The sequence below is a fragment of the Pseudoalteromonas sp. MMG012 genome, from assembly GCF_018100875.1.
Taxonomy (GTDB): Bacteria; Pseudomonadota; Gammaproteobacteria; order Enterobacterales; family Alteromonadaceae; genus Pseudoalteromonas; species Pseudoalteromonas aurantia.
This window is the reverse complement of the sequence record NZ_JAGJEF010000049.1, coordinates 1-26,488: the sequence shown is the minus strand read 5'-3', so window position 1 is coordinate 26,488 and position 26,488 is coordinate 1. Positions and strand designations below refer to the sequence as shown.

Genomic DNA, 26,488 nt, shown 5'->3' with positions numbered 1-26,488 from the left:
TGATGCTTATCGAATTTTTCTTTACATTAAAACGCTACGGCTTAAAAGTCAGTCCTCGAGAACTGCTTGACTGTATCAACGCACTAAACAAAGGTTTAGCGTTTGCTGACATCGATGCATTTTACGACCTCAGTAAAATTATTTTTGTTAAAGATGAAACCCAGTTTGACAAATTTGACCGCGCTTTTGCCGATTACTTTCAAGGTCTTGAATCTATCGACTTATTATCGCAATTACAGACTAACAATGAACTCCCCCATGACTGGTTACGAAAAGAGTTCGAAAAAAGCTTATCCGATGAAGAAAAACAACAATTAGATGCGCTCGGTGGATTAGATAAGTTATTAGAAACGCTAAAACAACGATTAGCCGAGCAAAAAGAACGCCATGCAGGTGGCAATAAATGGGTTGGCACTGGTGGCACATCTCCATTTGGCGCGTATGGCTATAACCCTGAAGGAATCCGAATTGGCCAAGAAGGGAACCGACAGCGCCAAGCCGTTAAAGTGTGGGATAAGCGTCAATATCGCAATTTAGACGCTAACACTGAAATGACCAGCCGAACCATGAAGCTTGCACTGAAAAAGCTCAGAAAGTTTGCAAAAAGTGGTGCCAGCGAGCAATTGGATCTTAATGAAACGATAGCTGCAACGGCAAAACAAGGCGGTATGCTCGATGTCAAAATGGTCCCTGAACGACATAATGCCATTAATGTCATTATGCTGTTTGATATTGGTGGTTCAATGGATGAATACATTCATTTATGCGAACAGCTATTTGGTGCTGCACACAGTGAATTTAAGCATTTGGAGTTTTTTTATTTTCACAATTGTGTTTATGAACAAGTTTGGCAAGATAACCAAAGACGCGATAGCGAGTCGCTTGACACATATCAGCTTATCAACCGCTTCGGTAAAGACTATCGACTTATTTTTGTGGGTGATGCCACTATGGGGCCCTATGAGATCACATATTCTGGTGGTAGCGTAGAGCATTGGAACCATGAAGCTGGCAGTATGTGGCTTCAACGCCTCACTCAGCATTTTGAAAAAGTTGCTTGGTTAAACCCACAACCCACAACCCACTGGCCCTATTACCTGTCAATAGATATCATTGCTGAACTAATGCACAACCGTATGTACCCATTAACATTAGACGGTATAAGTAAAGCGATAAAAGTACTAACTTAATGGTACGGTCAACGTCTAATTTGGACACAAAAAAGCCGCGACGTACGCGGCTTTTTTAATTTCATCGTCTATTAAGACATGAAATCAACACCTTCTTGGATGTCTTTGTTAAGTGTTGCAAGCATATCTTCTTTTGCTTTTTGTTCAAATGCACTTAACTCACCGTAAGACAGAATTTCTTCTACACCGTTTTTACCTAAACGTACAGGGTGCGCAAAATATGGTGCGTCGCCATTTTCAACGGCAACATACGCGTAATCTACAACATCTTGACCCTGTAAGCCTTTAACAAGTGAGAAGCAGAAACGTGCTGCAGCTGCGCCCATTGAAAGTGTCGCTGAACCGCCACCTGCTTTTGCATTTACCACTTCAGTACCTGCATTCTGGATACGAGGTGTAAGTGCTGCAACTTCTTCATCAGTGAATGAAACGCCTTCAACTTGTGAAAGAAGTGGTAAAATAGTAGTGCCTGAATGGCCACCAATAACTGGTACTTTCACTTCAGATACATCAACACCTTTCAATTCAGCAATAAATGCTTCCGAACGAATGACATCTAATGTTGTAACACCAAATACGCGAGATGCTTCATAAGTACCCGCCTTTTTGAATACTTCAGCAACAATTGGCACAGTACCATTTACTGGGTTAGTGATAACACCCACTAGCGCTTTAGGGCAGCTACGTACAATACCTTCAGCAAGTGTTTTAATAATACCTGCGTTTACGTTGAATAAATCAGCACGGTCCATACCTGGTTTACGAGGCATGCCAGCTGGGATTAATACAATATCAGCACCAGCAAGTGCAGCGTCTAGGTCATCCGCACCAAAACCAGCTACTTTAACTGCCGTTGGGATATGAGAAAGGTCAACAGCAACACCTGGTACTACCGGTGCAACGTCGTATAAAGATAATTCAGAACCTGCAGGTAAACCGTTTTTAAGTAAAAGTGATAAAGCTTGACCAATACCGCCAGCGGCACCCAATACAGCAACTTTCATGTGAATACTCCATAAATTGAAGGTAAATTTAGGGTGCGTCCCTCAATTAAAATCTAAGTTTAAATACCATCTCAGCAATCAGATACATAATGCGTAAACCCCAACACCATTAGGTGACATTGAATACACAACAAAAGCGCTAACATGACAATTAAAAGTAACCATTTCACATGAATTATAATCAACTTTCATACACAAATTTACGTTCTATGTGTACTCAACAGCATAATAAACCCATATTAGTTACTGCAAACTCAGCTAAAAAAGACAAACATACCCAAGAATGCAGTAAAGATAATGAAAAGCGCAGGTAAAAACAAATTAATCCGAGTTATTTTCATGATTTTTTCGACTATAGTTGTAAAGCTAACAGCACTGGCGCTTTACGCGTGTGACAGAACCTGAATATCAGCACAGTAAAATTTGGGTCACAACGTAGTTTTGTGTAGAATCCCAACATCACCATTTGAATTATGGATCGTTATGCAGCCTCAAGAAAAACAAGAAGCGCTGGTTAAAGCGTTTAAAGCTTTACTCAAAGAAGAAAACTTTGGTTCACAAGGAGAAATTGTTGACGCTTTAAAAGACCAAGGCTTTGACAATGTGAGTCAGAGCAAGGTGTCACGCATGCTCAGTAAATTCGGTGCGGTACGAACCCGTAATGCAAAACAAGAAATGGTCTATTGTTTGCCTGCTGAGATGGGAGTGCCGACAGCCAAAAGCCCACTGCGCCAATTGGTTATTGATATTATCCATAATGAAATGATGATAATTATTCGAACTAGCCCTGGCGCCGCACAACTTATTGCCCGATTACTTGATTCGTTAGGAACTGCAGATGGCGTACTCGGCACAATTGCTGGTGATGACACCATATTTATCGCCCCAGCCCAAATCTCAGAAATTGATGCAACGCTTGAGCGAGTAAAAACGTTATTTGACAACGTTTAGGCCGGCCTAAAAATCACTCTTCACAACTTTGTGCCATCGTACTAAGAAATTGGACCGATGGTGCAAAAAATGCCGCCCCCATATCTGCCTGATTATAATCCAACCATAGGTCATATTTATCTGGAGTGCCTAAACGAGACATTAAAACATCTTCAAAAGCTTGGCCATGTGCCGAACAACTCACCCACAAACTACCTTGCTCAAATACATCCCCAAACGGCATGCTTTGATCAAGTAAGGTCGCTAAACCGTCTTCGTTTACTAACTCCGCTAAAGTTGCATGACTATTTTCTTTTTGAGGAGAAATCAAGGTGTTATCTAAGCGCGTTCGGCCCATCACTTGTTCCTGCTCATCAAGTGTTAATATTTGCCATGTGTCAATGTCAAACTTCACTCGTTGAACATGCACATAACTTCCTTGATTATCATCATGCTGCGGGTTATCGACTAAAGCTACTTGACGTTTAAAGCGCCCATGAGGTGCATTTCCACCATAAATAAAGCCGTTAAAGTCTCGGCCATCTAAAAACCGAAAGCCTCTAACATTCGCCACTAGCTCAACACTAGGTGCAAGCATGTGCAATACGCTTTGTGCAAAAAGGTGATTAACATCTTCTCTATCTGAACGGATCACGTACATTAAATCAAAAGGCTGGCTATGCATTAAGTGTTCAGCACTGCTTACATGAGGAAAGCTTTTTAATTCAGGAGGAATATACTCAGGATAAATATGCGGCCAATATTGTGCTCCAATGGCCACAAAGCTACTCACCATCGACTCCGAGAAACGGTCACTCAGTTCATTTTGTAATCGTTCACAATGTGCCAATGTAGCACGCACAGCCTCATCATGCCCATCTAGTACATTAAAAAACAAATGTAAACCATGGAGGTTTGCTTCAGCACAGACTCCTGATTGCGCTTGCGCCATGCTTTTTTCCTTACTTAATTCAGCTCTTGCTCAGAAAAGAAATTTACCGCATGTGCTTTAATTTTAAAAGAGACAGGTAAATCAGTATCAATTGTTTTGTCTATGGGCGCAGGAACCTCTAACTGTTGCTGTTCAAAACGTACCCGATAAACATATTCAGTGCCCACAAAGCGCTGTTGTTCAACTCGCACTTGCCCATTTGGGTCATTAACCAACTCTAAGTGCTGTGGTCGCACATAAATTTGTCCTTGCTGCTGAGATTGCAGTAAAGGAACCATTGAGCTCACGTCACCAAAATCAGTGCTAACACCGGCACCGTTATAACGAGTCGCCTTTAAATAAATTCCTTGACCTAAAAACTCAGCTACAACTTTATTACTTGGCTGTTGGAACAAAGTTTTCGCACACCCTAATTGCGCGATTTGACCTTCATGCATAATCGCTAACTTATCCGAAAATGCAAACGCCTCATCTTTTGAATGACTGACAAATATAGCTGAGACTTGCTGATCTTTAATAATCGCTCGAATGTCATTAATAAGCTGATATCGAACCTGCGCATCTATATTGGAAAACGGCTCATCTAGCAATAATAAGTTTGGACGGTACGCCAACGCTCTTGCAATCGCAACACGTTGCTGTTGACCCCCCGAAAGCTCATGAGGATAACGTGACTTAAAATTATTTAAGTGTACTAACTCCAACATTTCAGCAACACGCTTTAAGCGCTTTGGTTTATCAAGCTTATTTAGACCAAACGCAATATTCTGCGCAACCGTTAAATGAGGAAATAACGCATAATCTTGGAACATCATCCCTATATTTCTGTGCTGAGGCGCGACAAAGTGACGCTCATCACTCATACACTGTCCATTAATCACAACCGATCCATGCTGCGGTTGAATAAGCCCCGCAATGGCTTTCAACGTTGTTGTTTTCCCACAACCACTTGCCCCTAACAAGCAGACTATTTCATTTTGTTCGACGGCTAAATTAAGCGCTTTAATAACTGATTGACCGTCATACTGATACGACAAATTTTGTAATAGCAAACTGCTCATTAGTTGTGTTGCTCCATAGATCGATTAACAAAATATAGCGGAATTAGCCCAACTAAAACAATAAACAAGGCTGATACTGACGCAAGTTCTAACTGCTCATCACTCACATACTGAAATACATGCGTCGCCAGAGTTTCAAAATTAAAAGGTCGTAACAATAACGCTGCGGGGAGCTCTTTCATACATTCAATGAAAACCAATAAAGCTGCCGTGAGAATGCCTCGGCGTAATAACGGAAAGTGAATCAAGGTTAAGGTTTGTAAAAACCCCTTCCCCATGCTTTGGCTGGCCATATCTAGCGACGGGCTGATCCGCACATAACTGGCTTCAACTGCGCCATGTGCAATCGCATAGAATCGCACGACATATGCGAAAACCATCGCAAAAAGACTACCACTTAACAATAAACCAGGTTCAAAACGAGTTTGCGAAAACCAGTCATTAAGTGCCGTATCCAGCAAAGTTAAAGGCAGCAAAACAGCAATCGCCAATACCGTACCAGGCAGAGCATATCCCGTACTTGCGAAGCGCCCTGGAATGGATTTAGTTCTTTCACTACCTATACGTTGGTAAAAAACCACGAGAACGCTAAAGAATATCGCAATAACACTGACCCACAAAGACACTTTCAAGCTCTGCCAAGCATATAAAAAGAATTGGCTATTCCAAGCCTCGTCAAAATAATCAATTGCATAGCCACACAAAATACCCACTGGCAACACAAAAGCAACCAGTAAGATAAAGATGCAATACGCAGAAGCGGCCCACGCTGTTTTACCTTTAAGCACATATAACGCTGTATCGTTAACAGATGCTTGGCGTTCATGCACCGTATCATTTTTACGACTTAGTCGTTCTAACATCAGTGACACAAACAAAAATAACAGCATAATTCCTGATATTTTTGCCGCTGCAGTGAGTGAGTAATAGCCAAGCCACGTATCATAAACTGCGGTTGTGAGCGTACTTACAGCAAAATAATGTACCGTCGCAAAATCAGCCATTGTCTCCATACTTATCAAAGCAAGTGCAGCAACAATTGCTCCCCGAGCTAACGGAAGGCTCACCTTAAAAAAGCTCTGACGAGGGCTCATTCCCATCAGCTGACTTGCCTGAATCAATTTAAATGATTGCTCTCTGAGCGCGGTTTTAAATATTAAATATAAATAAGGATAGAGCACCAAAGCGATCATTATGATGGCACCTGGCAATGTACGAATATCAAAAAACCAGTAATCATTCGGTGATTGCCAACCAAACCAATCTCGCAGCGCCACCTGAACGGGCCCAGCATAATCCAATAAATCAGTATAAATATAGGCAATTATATAAGTCGGCATTGCCAGAGGCAGCATTAATGCCCACTCAAATACTTTCCGACCAGGAAACTGGCAATATGCGCTAAGCCAGCCTAAAGGCAAAGCAATCAAACAACTGAGTGAAATAACACCAAGGATAAGTAAAATAGTATTAGAGGTGTAATCCCAAAGAACGGTATTCCATAGATGGGAGAATACCTCTGAATCTCCTTGCAAAGATTCAAAGATTAAAAAAGCGAGCGGGGCAGATAAACAAATGCCTATCAGCCACGCAAATATCTGCCATTTAGACAGAGAAAACGGTACTTGCATTAAAGATCAAATTTAACCTCATCGATCAGCTTCAGTGCTAATGGACGATATTTACTAATTTCAGACAATGGTAATGCGTCTTCCTTAAACGTGCCCCATGATGCCACCAAATTCGACAATGCTACTCCAGATTTTACTGGGTATTCCATATTCATTGACGCATACATATTCTGTGCTTTATTGTCGGTCATAAACTCTATAAGTTTCAAGGCATTTTCTGGATTTTTAGCATATTTGGTCATTACCACCCCTGAAACATTCAAATGGGCACCACGGTCTTTTTGATTGGGGAAATTAATATACACTGAATCAGCCCATGCTTTTTGTTTGCTATCTTGCAGCATTTTTCCAAAGTAATAGCTGTTACCTAGAGCAATGTCACACAATCCTTCTTTTACCGCTTTGACTTGAGCACGGTCATTACCTTGTGGTTTTCGAGCTAAATTACTCTTTACACCTTTAAGCCACTGTTTCGTATCCGCTTCACCATGATGCGCAATCATCGATGCAATCAATCCCAAATTATATGGGTGCTTACCCGAGCGCATACAAATTTTTCCTTTGTAAGTTGCTGAAGCTAAATCTTCATACCCTAAGGCTGAAAGCTTACCTGTTCGTTCCTTTGATGAGTAAACGTTACGTACCCGTTTAGTAAGTGCTACCCATTCACCTTCAGGGTCCCGGAAAGCAACCGGAATATTACGATTAACCACATCACTACTTATCTTTTGCGTTAAGTTCATATCTTCTAATTGCATTAATGCACTAAAATTAGAAGTTAGGACTAAATCAGCCCGACTATGCTTTCCTTCTCGCTTAACACGCTCAATAAGCCCTTTTTTAGCGAAAACAACGTTAGTTTTTATACCTGTTTGTTTGGTGAAGTCATCTAATATCGGTTGGATTAAAAACGGCTGACGAAAAGAGTAGATATTAACTTCGTCTGCTGCCAATGCAGGTAAACAACTTAAAGATGTAAGAACAATCGCTAATGCTTTTTTCATTAAAGCCTCCAGATAAAAACAATAATTATTATCAGCTAATAATATCTCTTATGGTGCTAAAAAACACCCTCTGAATAAAACTAGCTTTATGTTGTTGCAAATAACTGTATCACCAAATCAGAAGTTGCTTGTGAGAAATATCTTACTTCTTATGTGGAGATCAATGATCTCTTTGCTGAAAATAACACCAAAATCAATTTAAACAATTGTTTTAAAACAAATTAAGTTTAACTTTTAGTTTTACTAGAATAATTAAAAGCATTTCCACTGGTTTTGTACCCACCAAAACTCTCTATAATATATCTCGTAGTCAAGGAGATGGTGACTAAGAAATAAATAAGATCACACTGAGTGTAGCTTATTTAAAATTGCGAGATGCAATTACCAAGGACAAACAGCCGGATGCTGTGGTTTATGGAAACGCTATAGGATGTAGCAAACATTAAAGGGAAAGGGACAAACAGCCGGATGCTGTGGTTTATGGAAACGCTATAGGATATAGCAAACATGATAAGGAAAGGGACAAACAGCTGGATGCTGTGGTTTATGGAAACGCTATAGGATGTAGCAAATATTACATGGAAAGGGACAAACAGCTGGATGCTGTGGTTTATGGAAACGCTATAGGATATAGCTACGATGATAGGGAAACGGACAAACAGCAGGACGCTGTGGCTTTAAGGAACATGCTACTGGATGTAGCAACTATTATAAGGAAAGGGACAAACAGCAAGACGCTGTGGCTTTAAGGAAACGTTATAGGATATAACACAACATGGACAAACAGCTGGATGCTGTGGCTAAAAGGGACCAATCACAGGAAGTGGTTAGGAGTAATACTGGAAGTATCTTTTAATGGACTAAACTAGGACATGCGGTAAGCCTTGAAACAGACTCCATCGTTAATAGACGATATATCGTATATTACGGACCAGCGGCAGGTAGCCACGTTCACCGGATGATATAGTGTTTAAGGACAGTTAAAGGACCTTAGCAGTGACGCTGAATTTCGCAGAAATAGAACACTTAGCGAAGCCATGGATGCGGACAGTTTTAGGAGTTGATCAGATCAACATTGCAGGATGCGTTTAGAAGATTCCGTCAGCGCGGCTCTTATGAGTCGCGCGCTTTTCTGTTGCTGTACTTTCATTTATTCACAATAACTAAATTAACGGGTACGCCACTCTCTTCGATTAAAACTTTTTTCGCTTGCTCTTAAGATACGCATCTCTAAAATCAATAAAATGGCTAGTCAGCTTTTCAGCAGCAGCACCTTCTTTATTTTGCTCTAGCACCACACACGCTACTTCTGCGGTACTCAATTGATGCGCATGTGCCGCTACACGTAATTGATAATCAGATAAAGACTCAGGCGATACCGATAAAATTGGCAAATTATCAAGGTAAGGACTTTTTCGAAACATCTTTTTAGCTTCTCGCCAAGTCCCATCCAAGAAAATATACAAAGGTATTTTGTTCTTACCCCCTTCAACCTTCTTGATCACTCTCGCTAGTTCAGACTCCCTATCATCCACCGGAAAAACAATGACAGGGTAATAATGCGGATCATTGATCAACTCAATCAATTTTGGATCAGGTTCTGTTCTGTCCCATCGAAAAGCGTGATTATCTGGTATAATATCAGCGATCAAACGCCCTGTATTCGATGGTTTAAAGCTTTCATTATGATACATAATGAGGCAGACTGCGCTTTGACAACTATGCGCCACATTAATGCCATCACAAATACACAAATGCTGTGCAAGTAAACATGCTTCACATCGGCTTAACCTTGATCCTCTGGCTTTATACTCACGCCTTGCAACCGCGATTTGTCGTTGGCGTAGCGCCAATACAGAATTACTCACTCGATACCCTCAAAACAGTTAAGTGTGTATTGTAATAAAATTAAGATATAAAAACAGTAAGGAGCCACGATGAATATTCAAAACTCAGCAAGATTAGGCTTTCGCCTTATGACTGAAAATGACGCACAGTTACTGTATGAGCTCGATCAAGACCCTGCAGTCATGGCGCACATCAACGGCGGTATAGCCAATTCAATGACTGATATACAAGAGATTTATATTCCTCGGCTTATCTCATTTACACACAAAGAAAAAGGCTGGGGGCTCTGGCATACCAGTCTATTATCAAATAACGAATTCATAGGGTGGATCCTAGTCAGACCTATGGGCTTCTTTGAAGGTAATAAAAATACTTTAGATTTAGAGCTTGGTTGGCGCTTCAAGCAATCATCTTGGCGCAAAGGATATGCAACAGAAGCCGCTCAACAAGTTGTCAATACCATTTGTAAAGTACACCCTGAGTTACAAGCTCTTTCTGCAACGGCCCTTGTTGAAAATCACGGTTCTTTAAAGGTGATGAAAAACATTGGAATGAAATATATCAAAAACTATATTTACAACGATCCTTGTGGCGATCATGATGCCGTACTGTATCGCAAAAGCTTAAAATAATGATGAATATCAGCACACAACTATTTAAAAGAGGTATGTCATGACACACTCTATTGATCAACAACGCATGAACTCTATTCTCAGCAATGACAATACACAACGTTACAAATACTTAATCAAAGAAGTTTCAAGCTCAGAACTTGTATGGATCCTAACTGACGAACACGGTTGCGTTATGCTAAATAGTGATGATGAGGATTGCGTACCTATTTGGCCTAATGAAGAGTTTGCCATATTATGGGCCACTGGTGACTGGCAAGACTGTAAACCTCAGTCAATTTCACTTAAGAAATGGCATGCTAAATGGACTGACGGCCTAGCAGAAGACGAACTTGCTATTGCAGTATTCCCCATACCAGATCAAGATGGCTTAATCGTATATCCCGATGAATTTGATTACGAACTCGTAAAATATAGGAAAAATAAAAAATAGCACATACGACAGCACTGATACTCTGTTGTTAACAGCTCTCGCTAAAAAACAAAAAAACCCAGCAGGTGCTGGGTTTTTCAATTTAAAGAAAAAGACTTACTTTTTCTTTACTGCTTTTTTATTTGGTAAGTCAGTGATTGACCCTTCAAATATTTCAGCAGCAAGTCCAATAGACTCATTCAATGTCGGGTGAGCATGAATTGTTAGCGCTAGGTCTTCACCATCAGCACCCATTTCAACTGCTAGACCAATTTCACCTAACATTTCACCTGCATTAATCCCCACCATTGCACCACCGATAACACGGCCAGACTCTTTATCAAAGATAAGCTTTGTAGAACCTTCAGTGCGCGCAGACGCGATAGCACGACCAGATGCAGCCCACGGGAATACCGCAGTCTCAATGCTTAGGCCTTGCTCTTTCGCTTCTTTCTCCGTAACACCAACCCATGCAATCTCTGGGTCTGTGTATGCAATTGAAGGAATACATTTAGGGTCGAAGAAATGCTTCTGACCTGAAATCACTTCAGCAGCAACATGTGCTTCATGCACCGCTTTGTGTGCAAGCATTGGCTGGCCAACAACATCACCGATTGCGAAGATGTTATTCACATTGGTACGCATTTGCTTATCAGTATTAATAAAGCCGCGCTCATCAACATTTACGCCAGCTTTATCGGCATCTAATAGTTTACCATTTGGCGTACGGCCAACAGCCACTAATACTTTGTCATAACGCACTGGTTCTGCAGGTGCTTTTTTACCTTCAAACGTCACATATAGACCATCATCTTTCGCTTCAACAGCAACAACTTTAGTCGACAACATTACGTTGAATTTGTCTTTCACGTAGCGTTGGTAAATCTTAATGATATCTTTGTCTGCAGCAGGCACTAGCTGATCAGCAAATTCAACCACATCAATTTGAGAGCCTAGTGCACGATAAACCGTACCCATTTCAAGACCAATGATACCACCACCTAATACAAGGAGTTTCTCTGGTACGTCTTTAAGCTCTAAAGCGCCTGTAGAATCAATTACACGATCATCTTCAGGGATGAAAGGTAGGTTAACTGGCTGAGAACCGGCTGCGATAATAGCGTTGTCAAAAGTAACGGTTGTAGTACCTGCTTCGCCTTCAACCGCAATAGTGTTAGAACCAGTAAATTTACCATAGCCACTCACTACGCTAACTTTACGCATTTTAGCCATACCGTCTAAACCACCAGTCAATTGACCGATCACAGACTCTTTCCACGTACGGATTTTATCTAAGTCAATTTGCGGTGCGCCAAATGTAACACCGTGTGAAGACATTTCAGCTGCATCATCAATGACTTTAGCAACATGAAGTAATGCTTTTGAAGGGATACAACCAACGTTCAAGCATACACCGCCTAGGGTGTTGCGAGATTCAATTAGTGTAACGTCTAAACCTAGATCCGCAGCACGGAATGCTGCTGAGTAACCACCAGGACCACCGCCTAGTACAACAACTTGAGTTTTGATTTCGTTGCTCATGTTATTACCTTAACTATTATTCGAACGGGACTGTACTCAAAAAGAGTATCCGTACCAAAATGCCTGCCACATACTCAATAATTGGTACAAGGCAGAGAGAGTTTAAAAATTGTATCATTCACACAAAAAGATGTCCCGCCTATTTACGAGGCGGGGCATTAAATTACATTACTAACTGACGGATATCGCTTAAGTAGTTAGCGAGTGTCACAGTAAAGCGTGCTGCCAATGCTCCGTCAATTACACGGTGATCATATGAACAGCTTAGCGGCACCATCAAGCGCGGCTCAAATTCTTTACCATTCCACTTAGGTTTCATTTCTGATTTAGAAACCCCTAAAATAGCCACTTCAGGCGCATTGACGATAGGTGTAAACGCCGTACCACCAATACCGCCTAAGCTTGAAATTGTGAAACAGCCGCCCTGCATGTCTGATGCAGTTAACTTACCATCTCGAGCTTTCTTAGAAATGTCCATCAACTCATGTGATAGCTCAATAATGCCTTTGTTGTTCACATCTTTAAATACCGGAACAACTAGGCCATTTGGCGTATCAACGGCAACACCAATGTTGACATATTTCTTCAGAATTAAGCTTTCACCATCTTGCGACAATGACGAGTTAAAGGTTGGGAACTCTTCCAACGCTTTTGCAGCCGCTTTCATCACAAACACAAGCGGTGTGATCTTAACGCCAAGTTTTTTCTTCTCAGCCAATACATTCTGTTCTTTACGGAATGCTTCAAGCGTTGTGATATCTGCTTCATCAAACTGCGTTACGTGTGGAATTTGAACCCAGTTACGATGCAAGTTAGCACCTGAAATTTTCTGAATACGAGATAGCTTCTTCTCTTCAACTTCGCCAAACTTAGCAAAGTCAACTTTTGGCCAAGGGATAAGACCAAGCTCACCACCGCCAGAATTGTTGTTATTAGAGATTTGACCTGATTCAACTTTCTTAACCAGCTCTTTCACATAGTTTTGTACGTCTTCTTTAACTACACGCCCTTTACGGCCTGTGCCTTTAACTCGCGCTAGATTTACACCAAACTCACGCGCTAAACGACGCACTACCGGAGATGCATGTGCATAAGATGCGTTCGCTTCAAATTCTTCTTTAACATTAGAAGCCGCTGGCGCTGAGGCAGGTTTAGCGGCAGGTGCTGCTGAAGAAGGCGTTGGTGCTGCTTGCACGGCTGCTGCAACTGGCGCGCTGCCTGCTACTTCAAATACAAATACCAATGAACCCGTTGATACTTTATCGCCAACGTTTACTTTGATCTCTTTCACAGTACCAGCAAATGGTGCAGGTACTTCCATCGCGGCTTTATCGCCTTCTACGTTTAAGATTGATTGGTCTTCGCTCACTGTATCGCCAACAGCCACCATAATATCGGTCACTTCAACTTCATCACCACCAATATCAGGAACGTTCACTTCTTTATCTGCATTGGCAACTGGAGCCACAGGCGCTGCTGCCTCAACAGCAGGAGCTGCAACAGGCGCTGAGCTAGCTGTTTCAAAAACAAATACTAAGCTGCCCGTTGATACTTTATCGCCAACGTTGACTTTGATCTCTTTAACAGTACCCGCAAATGGTGCAGGTACTTCCATAGCGGCTTTATCGCCTTCTACGTTTAAGATTGATTGATCTTCGCTAACCGTATCGCCAATCGCAACCATAATATCGGTCACTTCAACTTCGTCACCACCAATATCTGGAACATGGACTTCTTTTAGCTCAGCGCTAACCGCTGGGGCAGCGATTTCTGCCGCTACAGCAGGAGTCGCTACTTCAGCCGCATGGGCAGCAGGCGCTGCACCTTGGCTTTCAAAGACCATAATTAACGACCCGGTTGCAACCGTATCACCTTCTGAAATTTTTATTTCTTTCACTACGCCTGCATGTGCAGAAGGCACTTCCATAGAAGCCTTATCACCTTCAACGGTAAGCAGTGATTGGTCTTCACTTACCGTATCACCCACACTTACTAGGATCTCGGTTACTTCAACCTCATCCGCGCCAATGTCAGGAACATGAATTTCGATTGTCATGATTAAACCTCTTATGCGTAAAGTGGGTTAGTTTTTGTTGTATCGATATCAAACTTCTTAATCGCTTCAACAACCACTGATGATTCAACTTTGCCTTGCTTAACAAGCTCTGTTAGCGCAGCAACCACAACGTAACCCGCGTTCACTTCAAAGTGACGACGTAAATTCTCACGGCTGTCTGAGCGACCGTAGCCATCAGTACCTAGCACTTTGTAAGAGGTACTTGGCATAAAGGCACGTACTTGCTCAGCGTAGTTTTTCATATAATCTGTTGCAGCAATGGCTGGTGAGTCACCTAGCACTGTGGCGATATATGGCACTTGCGCATCGTTTTGCGGGTTAAGCATGTTCAAACGTTCAACCGCTTGACCATCTCGCGCTAACTCATTGAATGAGGTTACCGAGTAAACATCAGAAGCAACACCGTACTCTTCACTAAGAATAACAGCCGCTTTACGTACTTCGTTTAAGATAGTGCCTGAACCCAGTAACTGAACATGGGCTTTTTCACCCGTGTTAGATTCTAGCTTGTAGATACCCTTACGAATACCTTCTTCAGCACCTTCAGGCATTGCTGGCTGATGATAGTTCTCGTTCATTAGCGTCAAGTAGTAGAACACGTTTTCCTGCTCAGGACCGTACATACGACGAATACCATCTTGCATAATTACCGCAACTTCGTAACCGAATGTTGGGTCATAAGAAATACAGTTAGGAACCGTTGCAGCTTGAATATGACTGTGGCCATCTTCATGCTGTAAACCTTCACCGTTTAGTGTTGTGCGACCCGCTGTCGCGCCTAATAAGAAGCCACGAGCTTGCTGATCGCCCGCCATCCATGCCATATCACCAACACGTTGGAAACCGAACATAGAGTAGTAGATATAGAATGGGATCATCGGTAAATCACTGGTGCTATAAGACGTAGCAGCAGCAACCCATGAAGACATAGCACCGAGCTCATTGATACCTTCTTGCAATACCTGACCTGAAGTTTCTTCTTTATAGTAAGAAACAATATCACGGTCTTGCGGCGTATAGTTTTGGCCATGCGGGTTATAAATACCGATTTGACGGAATAAACCTTCCATACCAAACGTACGTGCTTCATCGGCAATAATTGGCACGATGTTTTTACCAATGCCTTTGTCTTTTAACAACACATTAAGCGCACGAACAAAAGCCATCGTGGTAGAGATATCACGTTTTTGCTCTTGCAGTAATGGCGCAAATGCATCAACTTCAGGTAGCGTCAGTGCTTGAGTAAAGTTAGGTAAACGCTGTGGAGTATAACCATGTAGCGCTTTACGACGAGCATGAAGATACTCATGTTCTTTAGAGCCTTCTTCTACCGTTAAGTACGGTAAATCTTTAAGCTGCTCATCAGTGACCAAGTCTTCTAGCCCTAGACGTGAACGTAAATGCTCAACGTGCGTTAGGTCCATTTTTTTAACTTGGTGTGCAATGTTTTTGCCTTCTGCCGCTTCACCCATGCCATAACCTTTAACGGTTTTAGCTAGGATAACCGTTGGACGGCCTTTTTCGTCTTGTGCAGCTTTAAAAGCTGCAAACAATTTAGATGGCTCGTGTCCACCACGTTTCAGGGCAAAGATTTCGTCATCTGTCATATCAGCAACCAATGCTGCTGTTTCAGGGTAACGACCAAAGAAATGCTCACGTACGTACGCGCCATTCTTTGCTTTATAAGTTTGATAGTCACCGTCGATAGTTTCGTTCATCAACTCAAGCAACTTACCGGTTGTGTCTTTAGCTAGAAGCTTGTCCCAACCTGACCCCCACACAACCTTGATCACATTCCAACCAGCACCTTTAAATAGGCCCTCTAGCTCTTGAATAATTTTACCGTTACCCATTACTGGCCCATCTAGGCGCTGTAGATTACAGTTGATCAAGTAACACAGGTTGTCTAGCTTCTCACGCGCAGCAAACGAGATTGCGCCACGTGATTCTGGCTCATCCATTTCGCCATCACCCAAGAACGCATATACACGCTGTGCTGAGGTATCTTTCATACCACGGCCATCAAGGTACTTTAAGAAGCGCGCTTGATAAATTGATGCAATTGGACCTAAGCCCATAGATACCGTTGGGAACTGCCAGAATTCAGGCATCAACTTAGGATGTGGGTATGAAGAGATACCTTTTCCATCCACTTCTTGACGGAAGTTATCTAGCTGCTCAGCAGTTAAACGACCTTCAAGGAAAGCGCGCGCATAAATACCTGGTGAAATATGGCCTTGGTAATAAACTAAATCACCGCCATCTACTTCATTTGGTGCGCGGAAGAAATGGTTAAAACACATTTCATAAAATGCTGCTGACGACTGGTAAGACGCCATATGTCCGCCAAGCTCAAGATCTTTCTTTGACGCACGTAATACGATCATAATCGCATTCCAACGAACGATAGAGCGAATACGACGTTCAATGTTTACATCGCCCGGGTAAGCTGGCTCTTTATCAGCTGGAATTGTGTTTACATAGTTAGTCGTGATGCCAGTTGGCATATCAACGCCATCAAGACGTGCTTGCTCTAATACTTGCTCTAGCAAGAACTGAGCGCGCTCCACACCTTCTTCTTTTACTACCGACTCAAGCGCTTGCAACCACTCTTTGGTTTCTAACGCGTCTACGTCAAATTTATTGACTTCAGACATATGGAGTGTTCCTTATGTTTAAAATACGAATTTATTTATTCAGTTTTAACAAACCAACTTAATTACTGTTGCTTGGTCCGTCTTAGGCTTCGCTCTATTCGAGAGCGCTCTTTACCTGCTTGTAATAAGGCTTCTTCAATGAACGCCAAGTGTGCATTACTCGCTAACCGCGCTTGCTCTGGATTGCCATTGATCACAGCATCCATTAATACTTTTCGATGCTCAGCTAGCTGCTCACTGACATCTGACTTTTGTACTAGAACCGTTAAGTTCTGTAATACATTTTGTTCCAATAACGTTTGCATTCCGCGCATTAAGTGCAGTAACACCACATTATGTGACGCTTCTGCTACGGTAAAATGAAATGTGTTAATCGCGGCAGCTGTTTGTGCTAAATCACCTTGAACAGAGGCAATACGATCAAAACTATGTTGTACTTTTTCAAAATCAGTGCTGGTACCGCGTAATGCAGCGTAATAAGCAGCAATCCCTTCCAGCGCATGACGAAACTCAAGTAAATCAAATTGAGATTCAGGGTGTTTACTGATCAAATCAAATAAAGGATCAGTAAGCCCTTCTTCTAATTGGTTCTTTACATACGTTCCGCCACCTTGACGCCGTGTAACCAGTCCTTTCGCTTCTAGCTTTTGAATCGCTTCTCGTAATGAAGGGCGAGACACATCAAACTGTTTGGCAAGCTCTCTTTCTGGCGGCAACTTAGCACCCGGCATCAATGATCCTTCTAAGATCATGTTTTCGAGTTGTTCCAAAATAACATCTGATAACTTAGCTGCTTTTATCTTTAAAGACATTAATCAATCGCCGAATTTAGGTGTATTGCCAACCGCTGAAACCATCAGTAAGTTGGAGTATTAAAACCAAAAGGTAAATTGGTCATACCAAATTTGGACAATACGGTATCAAAATCAAGCTGTACTGTCAAAAATCTGCGGATTATTGCCTTAGACAAACACAAACTAGAGTCTAAACTTTATACAAAAATATGCATTTGAGAAGTGATATAAAAAAGGTCTGACCAGTTAGTCATTTTAAAATTAATATGTCAGTCATTCAAACTATTTTGTTTTTCCCTACGTACCTTTTTGTGATAAGCGCTCTTATAAACAATAATTAAGTCAAGATCTGAAGTCACTAGAGGTGTTACATGTCAATGGCCGTCGTCGGTGGGGTTGTATTTTCAGTCTTTTTAATGATTCTACTTTTCGTCAGAGGTGAAAACATTAAACGAGATCTTAAAAGAGCCAACGCTAAATTAGAATCTACCAGTCGCCAAAAAACACATCTTGGTGGTATTGTTATGGAACTGGCAAAAGAAGAGCAGTTAATGCTCAAAGAGCGTATGGCTAAAGTCCAGAAAGATAGCTCCCCAAACGAGCGTTTTGTGGTCTGGACCAGTCTATTAATCGACGCCAGTGATTCCGTGATCAGCGATGAGCATTAGATAATCGCACCGTCAGAAAAGCGTTCGAATACTACATTTCTAATTTTTCAGATGTCCCTTACACTGAATTTAAAGCCGTCATATTGCAAGATCAAAAACGAAAACAGCTATGGGCAGGAGACAATATTCACGCTTATTTAGAACTGTGCAAAAGCTGTATTGCCGTCATTGAATAAAGTGTAAAGCAAAAAAATAAAATAAAATCACCTACCCTCCTTGAAAAAATATCTTCTTGTCCATACATCATATTTAGGACGCCGAAAGGGTCCCAGAACGAAATTAACCATATGTTTATATTGGTGTTTATTGCTTTACAAAAAGAATAAACATCACCATTAATCGCTTTATGAGGATTCAAATATGCGAACAATCGACTTAACACCACTACACCGTTCATTCATTGGTTTTGACCATTTATCATCGTTAATGGATGCAGCACAGCGTAACAGTGAAAAACAACCCAGTTACCCTCCATACAACATAGAAGCATTAGATAACGACCGGTATCAAATTACCATGGCTGTCGCTGGTTTCAGCGATGCTGAACTGTCCATTGAGTCAGAAAACAATACCCTTGTCGTCAAAGGTGAAAAACTCAGCAAAGATGAAAAAACTGAACGTACATTCATTCATCAAGGTATTGCAGAACGTAACTTCGAACGGAAGTTTCAATTAGGTGACCATGTTAGAATACTCAGTGCTGAATTAGACAATGGCCTATTGCTTATCGATTTACAGCGAGAAGTGCCTGAAGCACTTAAACCCAGAAAAATAGCGATTAGTTCTGGTAACTTATTGAAAAGTTAACTCGCTAAGACATTTTCCTTTCATGTTGTTAGTCCGAAATCAGCCATCTCACATGGCTGATTTTACGTATTTATCAAATCTAACAATCGTTACTGTGCAGGTATGCTGAGTATATAAAGCACCTGTAATAATGATCCCTGACAAATAGCCGCATCCGCTTGAGAAACAACTTTGGGTTTTCCATGGACTGCGATACCGGTTCCTGCTTCAGCCATCATTAATAAGTCGTTAGCACCGTCACCTATTGCCACCGTTTGTGCTTTAGGTAAGCCCAATTGCAACCGCAAGTGAGATAATATTGCTGCTTTACTTTGTGCATCAACCACCTGCCCAAGTACTTTACCAGTTAACTTATTATTTGCTATTTCCAACTCATTGGCATAATACTCATCCAACTGAAGGAGTTTTTGTAACGCTTGTGCAAACCACGAAAAGCCACCTGATGCAATGACCAAATGCCAGCCATTGCTTTTTAAGTGATGGCATAGTGCTTGGATCCCCTCCATCAATGGTAAGTCGTCCTTTAATGCTTGAATAAGAGACAGCTCCACCCCTTCAAGCTTAGCCACCCGCTGGTTTAAACTGTCATTAAAGGCCAGTTTGCCAGCCATAGCCTGTACTGTTATATGAGCTACTTCTTCATAAACCCCAGCTAACCGTGCTATCTCGTCAATGCATTCAACTTTTATCGCTGTTGAATCCATATCCATCACCAATAATCCTGGCTGTTGGTTATTGGCTGGATTCATAATACATGCAGCTTGCAGCTGTTGATCTGCGCCGATACGCCTCAAACCAGCTCGAAAATCATGCAGTGTTGCTTCCGTCATTTCAACATCACTGTAAAGCGCCAACGCACTCTCTAATTCCTCATCAGGCTGATAAAGGCAGACAGATTGCACATTAACGTTATGCTGGTGTGCAAAGGTCAATACCGTCACTAAGCTTATTGCGCTTAACTCGTCGCCAAATAGCGTGATAAACAGCCCGTTATGCCGTGAAGGTATTTTTTGACTCTCGATCAATTGGGCATTTTCAACTTGATACCATTTTGCTAAGGTGAGTACTTGTGACAATGGTTTTTCACTAAGGTGAGTAAGGCTGACGGTTGACATGTTTGGCTCCTAAGTAACTTGCAGACCCTTTTTACCATCTAAGGTGTAACCTGTCAGCAAACATCAGGGGCACTATGAAAAATACACAAGCTATTGAATTATTAAAGTCATCGACAGGTAGACGGTTGGTACGTCTATTAATTGCGGCTGCATGTTTTCTCTTGTTAACGCACATTGCATTTACAACAAGCTTTGAATCACATCAACTCTTGCATAAACAAGCCGATAATACCGCTAGGAGCCTTACCGCACAATTGGCACTCAATGCTGCACAACCCCTCAAACGAAACGATTTACCAGCACTGAGACAATTGGCTAACCACCTTGCCAGCGATCCATTTGTCATGGGGGTAAGCATATACAATCAACAAGGTAAGTTGAAAATTAGTAATGATGGTTTCACTCCGCGACAACCCCTCAATGCACTGCCAAGCGCACTGCCAGGAATAAGCAAAATAAAAACCCCCATTGTAGTGCAAGTCATAGATAATGAAAAAACACCGATAGGCTTCGTTAACACCGTCTATCTCACTGAATCAGCAATGAGCCAAAGCCACCAGCACTTTCATGAACTGGGCCGTATGGTACTTTTAATGTTAGTGATCACCGGAGTTTTCACTTGGCAAATTGGCAGAGCGCTAAAACGCTGGGAAGTAAAGCGTCAAATTCGAAAAAGTGTACAGGACGAATCATAAAGCTGCTGCGCTATCTCACTCGGCGTTTCATGACGCAATTGACATAAGTATTTAAACACATCTACCACTCGCTCGGGCAAATTAATTTGCCCTTGATGACCAAACAAAGGCATTGAAGGGGAATCTGTTTCTAATAAGAGGTGCTGCAAAGCAACAGTCGCAAATACTGCTTTGGTTTTATTGGCTCGCTCGTAACTAATAGTCCCACCAACACCTAACTTAAACCCTTTCGCAATATAATAATTGGCTTGTTGCAGTGACCCAGAAAAAGCATGGATCACGCCACCGTATAAAGGCGGCGTTTGCTTAAATGCTTGTGCTATATAATGGTGGCTTTGTCGATGATGAATGATCAATGGCAGCTTGAGTGCATTTGCAAGTTGAATATGCTGTTGAAACAAGCTTTGCTGATACGTTAACTGTTCACAAGTTGCATCAATACCGCATTCCCCAATCGCAACCAAATCTTCCTGATGCTCATGGGCATATTGCGCTAAGGCATCAAAATGGTGCGACTGATGTTGTGTAATAAAATAAGGGTGCAACCCTACGGCAATATGACACCCTGCATGTTCTTGCTTGAAGGTAAGTAATTTCTGGCTTTGCGCTAAAGATACGCCTGGGATCACAAAACCACAAACACCAACAGCATTGGCATTAGTAATATACCGCGCTAAATCTGGGGATAACTCTGGAAAATCTAAGTGGCAGTGACTATCGATAAAGCGCATATTACCCCCTTATTACGCTTAAGGATTCAATCGTTCAATTTTCCACGAGCCAGTGGGTTGTTTAACATACATAAAGCGATCATGTAAACGATGGTCTCCACCTTGCCAAAACTCTATTTTAGTTGGTTTTACACAGTACCCCCCCCAAAAATCTGGCAAGGGAATTTCACCTTTCGAAAATTTCGCTTTCATTGTCTGGAACGTTTCCATCAGCACTTTGCGTGATGATACAGGTCGCGATTGTTGAGAAGCCCAAGCAGCCAATTGGCTTTCTTCAGGACGCGACAAAAAATACTTTGCAACCGCGGCCGTTGAAAGCGGCTTTGTTTCTCCATAGACAATAACTTGACGTTCAATCGCATGCCACGGGAAGTGTAAACTAATCTTATTATTACCTTGTAACTCTTGCGCTTTACGTGAGCCCGTATTGGTAAAAAATACAAAACCTTTTTCATCTAAGTGCTTTAACAGCACAATGCGCTGAGAGGGTTGGCCCGTTTCGTCAACGGTTGCCACCACCATGGCTGTAGGGTCGCTAAATTTGGCCTCAACGGCTTGTTGTAGCCAAATTTCAAATTGCGTTATAGGATCATCCGCCAGCATCTCGCGACGCAGCCCACCTTTACTATATTCACGACGAATATCTTCAAGCTTCATCATCTTTCCTTACAAAAAAACCGCACCAACTACGTTAAAATGCGGCTTTAATTAATCGTTTCAGGGGGTATCCCAATGCCAACAAATGTAAATTACATTTGTTCCATAACTTCAATACCCAATAAATTTAAGCCTGTACGTAAAGTATCTGCCACTAAGTTACATAGTACTAAACGGCTATCTCGTACATCTGCTGCCACATCATCTTTTAAGATTGGACACGCTTCATAGAACGTCATATACAAACTAGCCAACTCATACAAGTAACCACACAATACGTGCGGCGTGGCCTCACTGATCATCAGATCTAATACTTCTTCAAGCTGTAACAACTTAATTGCCAGCGCTTTTTCTTGTGGCTGCTCAATATTAATCGATGCAGTTAATGCGTTGCTATCAATATTGGCTTTACGGAAAATACTCCGAACGCGTGTATAAGCGTATTGTAAGTACGGTGCCGTAGCGCCTTCAAAGCTCAGCATACTATCCCAATTAAAGATGTAGTCACTGGTACGATGCTTTGACAAATCCGCATATTTAACCGCGCCAATACCCACCTTACGGGCAATTTCACCACGCTCAGCATCAGTCAAACCAGACTCTCGGTCAGCCAACTTATCTGTCGCACGGCTAATGGCTTCTTCAAGTAAATTAGCAAGCTTCACCGTGCCACCGGTACGCGTTTTAAATGGTTTGCCATCACTGCCCATCATAGTGCCAAACGGGCTAAATTCATAGCTGGTCTCATCTCTTAAGAATCCAGCTTTACGTGCTGTTAATTCAACTTGGTTAAAGTGTAAACTTTGACGTGCGTCAACAAAAATCAAAATACGGTCTGCACCCAATTTATTTGAACGATAATCACAGGCTGCTAAGTCAGTGGTTGCATATAAGAAGCCCCCCCCAGACTTTTGTACAATAAATACCGATGGCTCTCCATCTTTATTTGCTAACTCGTCTAAAAATACAACTTGTGCACCTTGATCTTCAACCGCAATACTTTTCTCTTTTAGTAATGCAATCACGTTGTTCAGTTCACTGTTATAAGCACTTTCAGCCATGATGTCATCACGAGTTAATGTCACATTCAAACGCTGATACACTTCCTCTGAATGCTTCACTGATGTATCAATAAATAAAGTCCATAATTTCTGACAATGCGTATCACCACTTTGTAACTTTACAACATAATCACGGGCTTTATCAGCAAAGCCCTCTTCGTCATCAAAACGTTTTTTGGCATCACGATAAAATGTTTCTAAGTCAGCCAATGCCACAGACTCTAAATCAACACCTTGATTTAACAAGTCTTCTAAGTGTGCGATGAGCATACCAAACTGAGTACCCCAATCACCCATATGATTTTGACGCACTACCGTGTCACCGCGAAACTCTAAAGCACGCACCACTGAATCACCAATGATGGTTGAGCGTAAATGTCCTACGTGCATCTCTTTCGCCAAATTAGGCGAAGAAAAGTCCACAACCACCTTCTGAGGCTGACTATGCTCAGCCACCGCTAGCTTGTCATCTTGGTTAGCCGCTTCCAAACTCTTTGATAAAAATTGCGATTTCAAATGGATATTAATAAATCCAGGACCCGCTATTTCTGTTTTTTCGGCCAGCTCAGACACATCTAAATTATCAATGATTTTTTGTGCGAGCTCTCGAGGGTTGGTTTTTAGTGCCTTAGCTGCGCCCATTGCGCCATTAATTTGGTAATCACCAAATTGTGGGCGTGTGCTTTGCGTTACGGCTGGGTTCGAGCCCTCAGGAATGCCAGCTGCAACCATTGCTGCGTTCGCTTTTTCAATTAATATCGTTTTAATATTCATTATTCGTCCTATTATGTGCTGCTTAGGAGCTTGCTCAACTACCCAGCACACTATAAATCTATCACGTAACTTACACGGTTAAAGCCATTTCATTTGGCTTAGTGCCTATTAATGTTCGCGTGTATGGTGAAACTCTACTTCGGGATAACGTTCCATAGACAAGTTTAGGTTCACACGACTAGGTGCAACGTAGGTTAAGTTATCACCGCCATCTAGCGCTAAATTCACTTCGCATTTACGTCTAAACTCTGCCAGCTTTTTCTCATCACTACAGTTTACCCAACGAGCCGTTTGAACGTTCACACTTTCATAAATTGCATCGACGTTATATTCTGCTTTCAAACGTGCTACAACCACATCAAACTGCAACACACCAACAGCACCCACAATCAGGTCATTGTTTGCCAATGGTCTAAACACCTGCACAGCGCCTTCTTCTGACAGTTGTACTAAGCCTTTCAGCAATTGTTTTTGCTTCAACGGATCTTTTAGGCGAATGCGTCTGAAGAGTTCTGGCGCAAAATTTGGAATACCACTGAATTTAAGCTTTTCGCCTTGCGTAAAGGTATCGCCAATTTGAATCGTCCCATGGTTATGTAAACCAATAATGTCGCCGGCATAAGCATCTTGCGCACGCTCACGGTCACCTGCCATAAAGGTGACTGCATCAGAAATACTGATCTGCTTACCCAAGCGAACGTGATTCATTTTCATACCTTGGCTATATTTACCCGATACAATACGCATAAACGCGATACGGTCGCGGTGCTTTGGATCCATGTTCGCTTGAATTTTAAATACAAACCCAGAGAAGTTGTCCTCATCCGCTTTGACTTCGCGCTCTTCAGTTTGACGTGGCATAGGCGTTGGCGCCCACTCAGTTAAACCATCTAGCATATGATCCACACCAAAGTTACCTAGTGCAGTGCCAAAAAATACCGGAGTTAATTCCCCTTTCAGAAATAACGCATGATCAAACTCATGTGATGCTCCTATCACCAACTCTAACTCTTCACGCAACTGCTCGACCAGCTCAGAGCCTATTTCGGTATCAAGCTCAGGGTTATCTAACCCCTTAATAATACGTTTTTCTTGAATCGTATGACCTTGGCCTGTTTGATACAAAATCGTTTCGTCACGATGAATGTGATAAACCCCTTTGAACTCTTTACCACAGCCGATTGGCCAGCTTACTGGCGCACATGCAATATTTAACTCGGTCTCAACTTCGTCCAGTACTTCCATCGGATCGCGAATATCACGGTCAAGCTTGTTCATAAAAGTTACAATTGGTGTGTCACGTAAACGAGTTACTTCCATCAGCTTGCGAGTTCTGTCTTCGACCCCCTTTGCCGCATCGATAACCATCAAACACGAGTCTACCGCTGTTAATGTACGATATGTATCTTCAGAAAAATCTTCATGTCCCGGTGTATCGAGTAAGTTTACAAGGGCATTATTGTAAGGGAACTGCATTACAGAGGTTGTAACTGAAATACCACGCTCTTTTTCCATTTCCATCCAATCAGATTTAGCATGCTGGTTTGAACCTCGACCTTTTACAGTACCGGCTTTTTGCAACGCCTTTCCGAATAATAAAACTTTTTCAGTGATGGTGGTTTTACCTGCATCCGGGTGCGAGATAATAGCGAATGTACGTCGCTTTTGGGTTTCAGTAACTAAGTTTGACATGTAAGCTGCTTTTACCTGTGCTTGCCAACACGAAAATGTACTGGCTCAAGTGATAATTTTCTTAATTATACCTGTTTTGTACAGGGCAAAAAAGCAGCCAATAGGAGTTATTCATTAATAAAATGATGCTTGCTAAAAATAGAGCTCTAAAGTCAATTGTAAAAAGTCTTCTTTGTTACGCGCATACACAACATTAGTCGGTTCATCAGAGCTAAATAAGTACCCCTCTACTGCAATTCGTAATACATCGCTGAGCCGCTGTGAAGCCTCAAGCTTAAATACAGACGTTCCGCTATCATCCAAATCCAAACTGATACCAGCCAATACTTCCGTGCCAGCCATATCATTAACCGTCAAGCGCCCGCCCAAAAATATATCATTTTGTCCCATCGGTGCGCTGACGCCATTTCGGCTATCAAATTGATATTCGACTATCGTCCCAAAATCCATTCGAGTATTTAATATTTGCGAATGACTATACTCGACTCCAGCAACATACGCGTGATGTGTTGCGATAGAGTTTCTCTGTATGGCTTCGAGTTTCAACAACCAAC

Annotated in this window: 23 protein-coding genes and 1 pseudogene; 8 read left to right on the top strand and 16 right to left on the bottom strand. The window is 41.9% G+C overall.

The genetic code is table 11. The features are described from left to right. Positions 1 to 2: 2 nt before the first annotated feature. Complete coding sequence (locus tag J8L97_RS15480) at positions 3 to 1,190, top strand: VWA domain-containing protein (RefSeq protein ID WP_211050905.1); 1,188 nt, start codon at positions 3 to 5, stop codon at positions 1,188 to 1,190. 71 nt (positions 1,191 to 1,261) lie between these two features. On the opposite strand, the gene mdh is transcribed toward J8L97_RS15480, so the two are convergent. Next, positions 1,262 to 2,194 carry a malate dehydrogenase gene (gene mdh, locus J8L97_RS15475; protein WP_192508673.1) on the bottom strand — a complete coding sequence of 311 codons (933 nt, stop codon included), beginning with the start codon at positions 2,192 to 2,194 and terminating at the stop codon, positions 1,262 to 1,264. A gap of 483 nt (positions 2,195 to 2,677) precedes the next feature. Between mdh and argR the strand changes: the two genes are divergently transcribed. Next, positions 2,678 to 3,145, top strand: a complete 468-nt coding sequence (argR, locus tag J8L97_RS15470; protein ID WP_192508674.1) for a transcriptional regulator ArgR — start codon at positions 2,678 to 2,680, stop codon at positions 3,143 to 3,145. A gap of 13 nt (positions 3,146 to 3,158) precedes the next feature. Here argR and J8L97_RS15465 read toward each other — a convergent pair whose 3' ends face one another. The 4 genes from J8L97_RS15465 to J8L97_RS15450 are packed head-to-tail and all read right to left on the bottom strand — an operon-like array spanning position 3,159 to position 7,772. Beyond that, a complete protein-coding gene (locus J8L97_RS15465) occupies positions 3,159 to 4,076 on the bottom strand; it encodes a Dyp-type peroxidase (RefSeq protein ID WP_192508675.1) in 918 nt (305 codons plus the stop codon). A 14-nt stretch (positions 4,077 to 4,090) separates the two neighbouring features. Then, complete coding sequence (locus J8L97_RS15460; RefSeq protein WP_211050904.1) at positions 4,091 to 5,137, bottom strand: ABC transporter ATP-binding protein; 1,047 nt, start codon at positions 5,135 to 5,137, stop codon at positions 4,091 to 4,093. Continuing rightward, the gene (locus J8L97_RS15455; protein ID WP_211050903.1) at positions 5,137 to 6,768 is read right to left on the bottom strand and encodes an iron ABC transporter permease; all 1,632 of its coding nucleotides are present in this window, start codon (positions 6,766 to 6,768) and stop codon (positions 5,137 to 5,139) included. Before J8L97_RS15455 ends, J8L97_RS15460 begins: the two co-directional genes overlap by 1 nt. Beyond that, complete coding sequence (locus J8L97_RS15450) at positions 6,768 to 7,772, bottom strand: Fe(3+) ABC transporter substrate-binding protein (protein ID WP_210997274.1); 1,005 nt, start codon at positions 7,770 to 7,772, stop codon at positions 6,768 to 6,770. The genes J8L97_RS15455 and J8L97_RS15450 overlap by 1 nt, the downstream gene beginning before the upstream one ends. A gap of 473 nt (positions 7,773 to 8,245) precedes the next feature. On the opposite strand from J8L97_RS15450, the gene J8L97_RS15445 reads away from it, so the two are divergent. After that, positions 8,246 to 8,521 (top strand): hypothetical protein, encoded by a 276-nt coding sequence (locus J8L97_RS15445; protein ID WP_211050902.1) that lies wholly within the window; start codon positions 8,246 to 8,248, stop codon positions 8,519 to 8,521. 444 nt (positions 8,522 to 8,965) lie between these two features. Here J8L97_RS15445 and J8L97_RS15440 read toward each other — a convergent pair whose 3' ends face one another. Beyond that, positions 8,966 to 9,640 (bottom strand): DTW domain-containing protein, encoded by a 675-nt coding sequence (locus J8L97_RS15440; protein ID WP_210995590.1) that lies wholly within the window; start codon positions 9,638 to 9,640, stop codon positions 8,966 to 8,968. A gap of 69 nt (positions 9,641 to 9,709) precedes the next feature. Between J8L97_RS15440 and J8L97_RS15435 the strand changes: the two genes are divergently transcribed. Continuing rightward, positions 9,710 to 10,252, top strand: a complete 543-nt coding sequence (locus J8L97_RS15435; RefSeq protein ID WP_211050901.1) for a GNAT family N-acetyltransferase — start codon at positions 9,710 to 9,712, stop codon at positions 10,250 to 10,252. A 40-nt stretch (positions 10,253 to 10,292) separates the two neighbouring features. After that, entirely contained in the window at positions 10,293 to 10,685 is a 393-nt protein-coding gene (locus tag J8L97_RS15430; RefSeq protein ID WP_211050900.1) for a DUF2750 domain-containing protein, read from the top strand. Positions 10,686 to 10,781: 96 nt separating this feature from the next. On the opposite strand, the gene lpdA is transcribed toward J8L97_RS15430, so the two are convergent. The 4 genes from lpdA to pdhR all read right to left on the bottom strand — a co-directional run bounded on the left by lpdA (position 10,782) and on the right by pdhR (position 17,752). Further along, positions 10,782 to 12,206, bottom strand: coding sequence for a dihydrolipoyl dehydrogenase (gene lpdA, locus J8L97_RS15425; protein WP_192508682.1), 1,425 nt, complete (start codon positions 12,204 to 12,206; stop codon positions 10,782 to 10,784). A 163-nt stretch (positions 12,207 to 12,369) separates the two neighbouring features. After that, positions 12,370 to 14,262, bottom strand: coding sequence for a pyruvate dehydrogenase complex dihydrolipoyllysine-residue acetyltransferase (aceF, locus tag J8L97_RS15420; RefSeq protein WP_211050899.1), 1,893 nt, complete (start codon positions 14,260 to 14,262; stop codon positions 12,370 to 12,372). 11 nt (positions 14,263 to 14,273) lie between these two features. After that, positions 14,274 to 16,940 carry a pyruvate dehydrogenase (acetyl-transferring), homodimeric type gene (gene aceE, locus J8L97_RS15415; protein ID WP_210995594.1) on the bottom strand — a complete coding sequence of 889 codons (2,667 nt, stop codon included), beginning with the start codon at positions 16,938 to 16,940 and terminating at the stop codon, positions 14,274 to 14,276. 62 nt (positions 16,941 to 17,002) lie between these two features. Next, positions 17,003 to 17,752, bottom strand: coding sequence for a pyruvate dehydrogenase complex transcriptional repressor PdhR (pdhR, locus tag J8L97_RS15410; RefSeq protein ID WP_210995595.1), 750 nt, complete (start codon positions 17,750 to 17,752; stop codon positions 17,003 to 17,005). A 353-nt stretch (positions 17,753 to 18,105) separates the two neighbouring features. On the opposite strand from pdhR, the gene J8L97_RS15405 reads away from it, so the two are divergent. Together J8L97_RS15405 and J8L97_RS15400 are read left to right on the top strand one after the other, a co-directional pair. Further along, positions 18,106 to 18,402, top strand: a complete 297-nt coding sequence (locus tag J8L97_RS15405) for a hypothetical protein (RefSeq protein WP_211050897.1) — start codon at positions 18,106 to 18,108, stop codon at positions 18,400 to 18,402. 360 nt (positions 18,403 to 18,762) lie between these two features. Beyond that, positions 18,763 to 19,209: an Hsp20 family protein gene (locus J8L97_RS15400; RefSeq protein WP_211050896.1), complete on the top strand. Its 447-nt coding sequence runs from the start codon at positions 18,763 to 18,765 to the stop codon at positions 19,207 to 19,209. Between the two features lie 89 nt (positions 19,210 to 19,298). On the opposite strand, the gene serB is transcribed toward J8L97_RS15400, so the two are convergent. Next, positions 19,299 to 20,324: a phosphoserine phosphatase SerB gene (gene serB / locus J8L97_RS15395; RefSeq protein WP_211050895.1), complete on the bottom strand. Its 1,026-nt coding sequence runs from the start codon at positions 20,322 to 20,324 to the stop codon at positions 19,299 to 19,301. A gap of 74 nt (positions 20,325 to 20,398) precedes the next feature. Here serB and J8L97_RS15390 point away from each other — a divergent pair, with 74 nt between their 5' ends. After that, positions 20,399 to 21,019, top strand: a complete 621-nt coding sequence (locus J8L97_RS15390; protein ID WP_192508689.1) for an AhpA/YtjB family protein — start codon at positions 20,399 to 20,401, stop codon at positions 21,017 to 21,019. Here J8L97_RS15390 and J8L97_RS15385 read toward each other — a convergent pair. The 5 genes and pseudogenes from J8L97_RS15385 to J8L97_RS15365 form a co-directional block, all read right to left on the bottom strand. Beyond that, entirely contained in the window at positions 20,986 to 21,750 is a 765-nt protein-coding gene (locus J8L97_RS15385) for a TatD family hydrolase (protein ID WP_211050894.1), read from the bottom strand. The two genes, J8L97_RS15390 and J8L97_RS15385, sit on opposite strands and share 34 nt — an antisense overlap. Before the next feature lie 18 nt (positions 21,751 to 21,768). Beyond that, the gene (pdxH, locus tag J8L97_RS15380) at positions 21,769 to 22,410 is read right to left on the bottom strand and encodes a pyridoxamine 5'-phosphate oxidase (protein WP_211050893.1); all 642 of its coding nucleotides are present in this window, start codon (positions 22,408 to 22,410) and stop codon (positions 21,769 to 21,771) included. Positions 22,411 to 22,499: 89 nt separating this feature from the next. Further along, on the bottom strand, positions 22,500 to 24,242 hold the full coding sequence (argS, locus tag J8L97_RS15375) for an arginine--tRNA ligase (protein WP_211050892.1): 1,743 nt from the start codon (positions 24,240 to 24,242) through the stop codon (positions 22,500 to 22,502). Positions 24,243 to 24,350: 108 nt separating this feature from the next. Beyond that, positions 24,351 to 25,934, bottom strand: coding sequence for a peptide chain release factor 3 (prfC, locus tag J8L97_RS15370; protein ID WP_211050890.1), 1,584 nt, complete (start codon positions 25,932 to 25,934; stop codon positions 24,351 to 24,353). Between the two features lie 132 nt (positions 25,935 to 26,066). Then, positions 26,067 to 26,488, bottom strand: a pseudogene (locus tag J8L97_RS15365) (hypothetical protein); the annotation flags it as partial.